Origin of the sequence: Tepidibacillus infernus, assembly GCF_048898065.1 — a bacterium.
GTDB classification, from domain to species: Bacteria; Bacillota; Bacilli; order Tepidibacillales; family Tepidibacillaceae; genus Tepidibacillus_B; species Tepidibacillus_B infernus.
Genome location: NZ_JBLWFI010000063.1, coordinates 1 through 255 on the forward strand (window position 1 = coordinate 1; position 255 = coordinate 255).

Genomic DNA, 255 nt, shown 5'->3' on the forward strand with positions numbered 1-255 from the left:
ACCGAAGGTTTTCGCAAGAAATTGCTCTTGTTCTTGTGTTGGGTACAGACGGAACTTATATGCTTTGTTTGCCATATCGAATCACCTCACTTCAATGGGCGCATCACCCGTTGTGAGTAAGCAAAAGATTCTCAACATCGTGATTCCATTCTACTAAGGAAATATTGTAATTTTCACCCAGTCTAATTTCATTGATATATCAGCCTTTCATTTATATAAGACTAATTATATCATAGCAAAAAAAGACAACTTTAG

Annotated in this window: 1 protein-coding gene; it reads right to left on the bottom strand. The window is 35.7% G+C overall.

The window, feature by feature from the left end:
* A partial coding sequence (locus tag TEPIDINF_RS15015; protein ID WP_421692411.1) for a helix-turn-helix domain-containing protein occupies positions 1-75 on the bottom strand: 75 nt, incomplete at its 3' end.
* Positions 76-255: the final 180 nt, after the last annotated feature.